At 33.2% G+C, this 5,487-nt stretch carries 6 protein-coding genes; 2 read left to right on the top strand and 4 right to left on the bottom strand.

The features are described from left to right. Nucleotides 1-194: 194 nt before the first annotated feature. Nucleotides 195-938, bottom strand: coding sequence for an EFR1 family ferrodoxin (locus tag IAI10_RS24255; protein ID WP_315675891.1), 744 nt, complete (start codon nucleotides 936-938; stop codon nucleotides 195-197). A gap of 119 nt (nucleotides 939-1,057) precedes the next feature. On the opposite strand from IAI10_RS24255, the gene IAI10_RS24250 reads away from it, so the two are divergent. Continuing rightward, nucleotides 1,058-1,600 carry a TetR/AcrR family transcriptional regulator gene (locus tag IAI10_RS24250; protein ID WP_315675890.1) on the top strand — a complete coding sequence of 181 codons (543 nt, stop codon included), beginning with the start codon at nucleotides 1,058-1,060 and terminating at the stop codon, nucleotides 1,598-1,600. Nucleotides 1,601-1,702: 102 nt separating this feature from the next. On the opposite strand, the gene IAI10_RS24245 is transcribed toward IAI10_RS24250, so the two are convergent. Next, nucleotides 1,703-2,371 carry a class I SAM-dependent methyltransferase gene (locus IAI10_RS24245; RefSeq protein WP_315675889.1) on the bottom strand — a complete coding sequence of 223 codons (669 nt, stop codon included), beginning with the start codon at nucleotides 2,369-2,371 and terminating at the stop codon, nucleotides 1,703-1,705. 451 nt (nucleotides 2,372-2,822) lie between these two features. Continuing rightward, on the bottom strand, nucleotides 2,823-3,110 hold the full coding sequence (locus IAI10_RS24240; RefSeq protein ID WP_315675888.1) for a hypothetical protein: 288 nt from the start codon (nucleotides 3,108-3,110) through the stop codon (nucleotides 2,823-2,825). A 711-nt stretch (nucleotides 3,111-3,821) separates the two neighbouring features. On the opposite strand from IAI10_RS24240, the gene IAI10_RS24235 reads away from it, so the two are divergent. After that, entirely contained in the window at nucleotides 3,822-4,556 is a 735-nt protein-coding gene (locus tag IAI10_RS24235; RefSeq protein ID WP_315675887.1) for a nitroreductase family protein, read from the top strand. Nucleotides 4,557-4,889: 333 nt separating this feature from the next. Here the strand turns inward: IAI10_RS24235 and IAI10_RS24230 are convergent, their stop codons facing one another. Continuing rightward, nucleotides 4,890-5,237: a nitroreductase family protein gene (locus IAI10_RS24230; RefSeq protein ID WP_315675892.1), complete on the bottom strand. Its 348-nt coding sequence runs from the start codon at nucleotides 5,235-5,237 to the stop codon at nucleotides 4,890-4,892. Nucleotides 5,238-5,487: the final 250 nt, after the last annotated feature.

Genomic DNA, 5,487 nt, shown 5'->3' with positions numbered 1-5,487 from the left:
TCATCTAGCAACGCAGCAATAATGTTCTTCTTTCCTTCACTCAATGTTTCTCTTCTTTTTCCCATAATAAAACAGCCTCCTATGATATTTTTATTTTATCATAGAAAGCTGATTTTCTAGACTTTTTTTCACAGGCTCTCCTTTAGTATTAAATTGAACTTAAAATAAAAGATACTTCTACGATTTCCTGTCCTCTATTTGTTAGAATCAATTATTTCTTTCAAAGTAATGTTTTCATTAATAAATCTCACCTTATTTTTTTCCTTTTTAATGCTTATTGCTCTCTTTGGACAATTGTGAATACATGATAAACAATGTTGACAATTATTATTAAAAACAGGCTTCTTGTCTACTTTTATATTATTTACTGGACAGACTCTTTCGCAGGTTTTACATCCATTGCAATTATTATCTACTGAGAAATTCTTTTCAAATTCATTATCGTAAAATTTATCAGCGAATACTCTAAGAGCTTCCTTAATAATAGTATGTTTCTTAATATATTTTCTTCCTTCCTCAATGTCTTTAATTATTTTGTCCAAATTTTCTTCTATATTTTTCTTAGCTTGACCTTGTATCTGCTTATTCATATCAAACCCTGGAAGATAATTATCAACCATAATTAGTTCATTAATATAAGAAAATTCTATTCCATTCCTTTTTCCTATTTCTAAAAGGTGTGTTGTTGCTGCCCCAGAAAAGGCTCCATAAGTTGCTATTCCAAAAATATATTTACTTTTTAATCTAACTTTACTTAGAAATTCTTCAACAATTTTAGGAACACCAATGTTATAAACTGGAAATACAATACCGATTTTTTCGTCCGCAAAATCAAATCGTCCTTCTTTTATTAGCTTAGGAATAGAGTAATACTCATCTCCAAATCTCTTTGCTACATATAAATTATTTCCTGTTGCTGTAAAATATAATATTTTCATAATTTCCTCCTCAATACTGATGTTACAATTGTAACTCACTCTTAAATATAATATACTGTAAGATATAGCGCATTTCAATGCTATTTCTATCAGATGTTACATAAGGGGAGATATTGTTTATGGAAAATAAAAATAATACTTTGCAAAATCATATAACAAAAGAAAGCATCTTTACATCACTTATGATTTTAATGGAACAAAAGAATTTTGAAGAAATCACTATAACAGAGATGACTAAAAAGGCTGGTGTGTCACGAATGGCCTTTTATAGAAATTACAATGCAATTGAGGATGTTATTAGTTTTTATCTTGATGAACTTTTACAAGAATACTCTAACCAAATATTGGATTTTGAAGCAATAGATAACTATGAGAGCATATGCTTATATTTTTCTTACTTCAGAAAACATAAAAAATTGATGACTAATCTAATTAAATCTAATTTAACTAGTTTGCTCCTTGAGAGATGTATTAAATTATTCAATACACTTTGCAAGGAAAATGTATGCTCAAAATCATTTTCTCCAATAAATAAAAGTTATGTTGTAGAATTTATAGCAGGAGGGCTTTATACGTTATTAATTAAGTGGGCTAAGAATGGTATGAAAGAAAGTGATGAAGATATGGCGACACTTGTGTGTAATATTATAAATGCTCCATAAAAAACCTATGCTTTAACAACAGTTTTAGCATAGGTTTTTACATTTATTTAGTTATTGATGGACAATATTTGAATAAAATGAATTAAGTAAACACTTGTATACTTATTTTTTGCATAGACAATGAAGTATCGAACCATCTTCTTCTTTATAAACCAAGCCTCTTTGACACTCCATAACTGTAAATCCTGTTATTTGTGCTAAATTTGTTATTTCATCTATTGTAAAGGCTTCCCAATAACAATCTGTATTTGCATAAGCAAAGAACTTTTTACCATCAAGAAATTGAGGGTATTTAGCCTCTATAAATTCTTTATCATGTCCAGAAAAGCTAAATATTCCGTTACCCTTCAAGACCCGATTACATTCTTTTAAAATATATTGTTGATTTTCTTTACCATAAAAAAGACCGAAAGTTTGTGACCATATAATAACTATATCAAAGGTATTGCTTTCAAATGGCAAATCTAAACCATTTGTTAGTAAAAATTCTATATCTCGCTTAGATTCAAAAGCCAATTGCTTTGCTGTTTCAATTCTATGTTCAGATATATCTGTAGCAATAACTTTAAAACCCATATCATACAGGCTAAATGCTTCTCTACCTGTACCACAGCCTATATCAAGAATAGTTACTTCTTCGGGAAAAAACCTTGATATTACGTCTTTTTCCCATATTTTCAAACCATTCTTATAAGACTGCGTTTCCTTAGTCTCATTAATAATTCTTTCACTTGAATACAAACTTTTGACAATCTCAATATTATTATTCATATGAATCTCCCCCATTACTACGCACATATTTATATTGTATATATTATAAACTAATTCTGTAGTCTTTTCCAATATAATGAAACAAATAAGAATTAAGAAAAATATAATATATCATTGTAGTTAAACTGTTTATCGGCAATACCTATTCTCTGTGCAAGATTTAATACATCACCATTCCAACTTCTAAAAGCCCAACAGAAGTTATAAAATATCCTTAAAAAAGTTATAGCATATTGGGCGTATCTTGGATTATAGTTAGAATATATATAACTCTTTCCGTCTTTAACTACATAGTCATAAAGGCTGTGATATGCTAATTCTTCTGCTATTATTTGCTTTTGTATATCAAAGGAAGATAATCCTTTCTTTCCATTATCCTTAACCCATCTATTAAGTTCTTTTTTAGCCTCTGTAAATAGAGTATAAGCCTCTTTCTTACTTAAATTACTGTCTAATTTAAAATGAAGTAGTGAGATTCCTTATCCTTAATAGACTGTGTAAAAACTCTCATAATAGTGTCTATGATGGAACTATCTTCATCAGATATGAAGTTCATCTTATTGCAGTTTATCATTTCTTTAATAAGCCAATAGTGTGCTATAGATGTGTATTTTGAATTTGTGTGCATACCCTCTATGTAGTCCTTTCTTCTATTAAACTCGGACAGCCTTATCTCGTACTCTGATTTAGTTTCATCATCATTAGGAACAGGAGTCTGTGGGGCATAAGGAAATCTCAATCTTTCATTCCTCCTTGCAAAACGTATAGGTGGTAATCATGGTACTTTATTGTATCGGCCTCAATCTGCTCCTGTGTGGCTTACCCTTAATATTTTCAAAATTCATCTTTGGCATACCAAACCATTTGCAGAAAGGGTTATTGCAGTAGTTCATTTGAATAGGAAAGGAATTTGACTGTTCCGTAAGATAAGAATGATAAAATATTAAATATCTATACTTTTTGCCAAAATCTATAGGGGATAGAGCCTTGTAGTCTTTATCCATCTGCTCTAATTCCTTATCGGAATAAGGACATATAGTGCTTACATCTAAAGAGGTTTCATTTGCTAATTCCTTTAGTTTAGGAAATTAAATATAACCCTCCTTAACATCAATAGTGTCATTTGAGGCTTCTTTATTATCCTCTATGCCAAATATAATTTTATTAATTTTCTTCTTGCTCCTACGGTTATTGTGCCATTCCACGAAATCAGTATCTTTTAATATGTTTTGTAGGAACATATCTACGACTTCATCTTCATCATATTCAGTGTATTTTTATAAAAAAGTACCATTAAACCATTGATTTAAGCCAAAGTAAAAGAGTGCAAAAATCAATGTATTTTTGCACCTCTAAAGTAAACCCGTTAGTATCAAAATATCGTTCTTTTATTTTTGACACCTTCACGATATAATTGTAACATAGAAACAAAATACAAAGGAGGATTAACATGGACGTTTATGAAGCAATAGAAAAGCGAATTTCCTGCCGATCCTACGCGGACAAGGTGGTAGAGCCAGAGAAGTTGGTTAGCATCACCGAGCGCATTGAGGCCATCAACAAGGAAACAGATCTTCACTTCCAGCTCTTCGGGCCACGAGGCGCTGGGCAGACGGCTATTGATACAGCGCCGTCGGTATTCGCTGGCACGGTCTATCATTACATCGCCTGCGTAGGACCGGATAGTAAAATCGGTCGCGAGCAGCTTGGATACTACGGCGAGCAACTGGTGCTCTTGGCCACACAGCTGGGGCTCGCAACTTGCTGGGCTGTCACCAGCTACAACGCGAAAACTCTGCGTTATGAGACCGAACCCGGAGAGGTACTCACTTGCATAATTATGCTAGGCTATGAGATGAACAGAACACCAACCAGACAGTGGCTAATTCGTTCGAATTACAGACAGAGAGACAAGAAGCCTGACCAGCTCATCCACTCAGATACTAGTAATATCCCTGACTGGTTCATGGACGGCGTAAAGTGCTCGATAATCGGTCCATCTGGTATCAACGAGCTACCAGTTACGTTCGGATGGCATAACGGTATCGTGACTGCATCTATGCCGAATGCTATAATGGCAATTCAGGATGTCGACCTTGGCATTGGTAAGCTACACTTCGAGCTAGGCTCACGAAAACAGGGTAGCTGGCAGTGGGGGGAGAATGGTGTTTTTGCCATAGAATAACATAACGTGACAAACTTCAAATTTGCGTAGTTGATTGAAAAATATTATAGAGTTAAGTCATAACGCAGTAGGTGAAGTGGATAGTTGAAAAATCAGCTATCCATTTTATTATTGTATGGAGCGGAAGATATTTTTAACAATACGGTTTAAAAACGCCTTGCGTAAGTATGAAAGAAAGGCAAGATTGATTTGAACTTCAGATTTTGTGCAGTTTTATTGGACTGAACAAATCTATAAGTCTTTTTCACAGCCACAAAACCTTGTTTGATAGGCTTTGTGGCTGTGACATATTATGATGAGACCCAATATTATAAAATGTTTTCGGTTACATTTCTATTTCCACAGGATTTTTTCATCCAATCTTGGTGCTGTTCTAACATATTTTAATTGCTCATCCGGGTAACCTAAGACCAACAACATCATTAACTTCTGGTCATTTTTGATGCCAAGAAATTCTCTAACATCGTTACTTTTATCCGCAATCATTTGTGCAACACCAACACAGCAAATACCCATTCCCATTGAATTTGATAATAGTTCCATATTGGCGACTGCCAATCCTGCTTCAAAACCAGCTGTAGTCACATAGTCCTCATATCCTCTGAGTTCTGTATATGAATCCTTTAAAATGGCAATGGCAACAGGAGCTTGAAAGGTGAGTGATTCATCTTTTGCAGGTATCTTTTTAATTTGTTATTCCAGTTTCTTTAGATATGATTCATCGGGCTTCTTTTTAATAAGTCCATGTCCTCCGTTTGCTGCTGTATATAGCAAGGCCCTAAAGCGTTCCAATCATTCTGAATGACAATATACGATTGACTGGTGCTAGAATATAAATAGTACAAGTTGAAAGTGAAAAAATCCAAAATAAAAGATATAATAAAAATAGTGAAAGATGGAGGGTTTGGACATGAGTAGACAACAATTTACA

This window comes from Clostridium sp. 19966 (assembly GCF_032335695.1).
GTDB lineage: Bacteria > Bacillota > Clostridia > Clostridiales > Clostridiaceae > JACTOJ01.
The sequence above is the reverse complement of the archived record's forward strand: the minus strand, read 5'-3'. Positions and strand labels throughout refer to the sequence as shown.

Bases quoted from the DNA above. Each gene is read 5' to 3' on its own strand.
- IAI10_RS24250 (WP_315675890.1), top strand. From the start codon at position 1,058: ATGGAAAATAAAAATAATACTTTGCAAAATCATATAACAAAAGAAAGC.
- IAI10_RS24245 (WP_315675889.1), bottom strand. From the start codon at position 2,371: ATGAATAATAATATTGAGATTGTCAAAAGTTTGTATTCAAGTGAAAGA.
- IAI10_RS24255 (WP_315675891.1), bottom strand. From the start codon at position 938: ATGAAAATATTATATTTTACAGCAACAGGAAATAATTTATATGTAGCA.
- IAI10_RS24235 (WP_315675887.1), top strand. From the start codon at position 3,822: ATGGACGTTTATGAAGCAATAGAAAAGCGAATTTCCTGCCGATCCTAC.